This window comes from Leisingera sp. F5 (assembly GCF_001593695.1).
In genome coordinates this window covers 1-1,253 of record NZ_LUKH01001127.1, presented here as the reverse complement: position 1 = coordinate 1,253, position 1,253 = coordinate 1, and the positions used below count along the sequence as shown (strand labels likewise).

2 protein-coding genes are annotated in these 1,253 nt (G+C 65.0%); both read right to left on the bottom strand.

The window, feature by feature from the left end:
- Window positions 1–501: hypothetical protein (locus tag A2I95_RS39475; protein WP_291737809.1), on the bottom strand; the 501-nt coding region annotated here is incomplete at its 3' end.
- Window positions 502–862: 361 nt separating this feature from the next.
- On the bottom strand, window positions 863–1,253 hold a 391-nt coding region (locus tag A2I95_RS39470; RefSeq protein WP_291737808.1), incomplete at its 5' end, for a Holliday junction DNA helicase RuvB C-terminal domain-containing protein.

The following is a 1,253-nucleotide window of genomic DNA, read 5'->3' as shown; positions in this document are numbered from 1 at the left end:
CGGCGAGGCCTCGGCAAAGGCCGTATCGCCCCACATCAGCGCTACCTGCACTGCCTGGGTGAGCGCCAGCGTCTCGGCGGGCATCTGCGCCATCGCCCCCTGCATCCGCAGAAACACAAACGCCGCCTTGATGCCGCCCTGATCATCAAACCGGAAGGCGCGGTACTGGTTGGCCTCCGCATCTTTCAGCCGTGCCACCAGCGGCGCAAGCCCAGGGATCAGCCGGTCCAGGTCGGGCACTTCCAGCAGCTCATTCCAGTTCAGGAAGAAAAAGAACATCAGGTTCGAACCCAGCTCCGGGTCGGTCTCGGCCATCTGATGACCCGCCAATGTCATCACCGCTTCCAATGCGCCCTTTACCGTCTTCAGCGTTTCATCCTGAACGCCAAAGACAATCGGCGCAACCGGCCGGCCCCAGCGGGCACAAGCGTAAGAGCCATCTTGGCGGGTAAACAGGGCTTCGATCTGTTCCGGCGTCAGGCCTGGCAGCTGGGCGGTCATATGCGTCTCCTTGATCCTGCCCTGTCTATGCCGTCTGTGCCGCGCGGCGGCAAGGGGAAGGCTCCCGCGCCTGTCCGGCCCCCTGGCTGCGCCAGAGGGCCGGAAACAGCCTTGGGCCGGGCGCCGCTGGCGCGGCGCATCCAGCATCGCGTCAAGCGGATGCGGCCCGGCTTCTTTCTGGTCAAAAACACCCCCGCCGGAGGCAACGCCGCGCTGCAACGCAGCGCCCGGCCCGAGCATCACAGAGGCATCGCTTCTGCCTTCCGCCCCCGCAGTATAGGTCATCACTCCTGACGCAATGTTTCGCGCGCGAAACATTTGGACAGCATGGCTGACACACTTATAGTAGATTGTCCGCTATCTACCCGAACAAATCGTTCCGTGAACGCGGCGGCGCCATGCCCAGATGGGTCCAGGCCTTTTGCGCCAGCATCCGTCCGCGCGGGGTGCGCTGGATCAGGCCCTGCTGCAAGAGGTAGGGCTCTATCACTTCCTCCAGCGCGTCACGGCTTTCGGACAAGGCGGCCGAGATAGTCTCGATCCCCACTGGTCCGCCGCCGTAATTCTCGGCCACCAGAGTCAGATACCGCCGGTCAGCGCCATCCAGCCCCAGCTGATCCACTCCCAGGCGGGTCAGTGCTCCATCGGCCAGTTCGCGGGTGATCGTGCCATCGCCCTCCACAACCGCAAAGTCCACAACGCGGCGCAAGAGCCGCCCGGCGATCCTGGGGGTGCCGCGGGCGCGCCGCGCG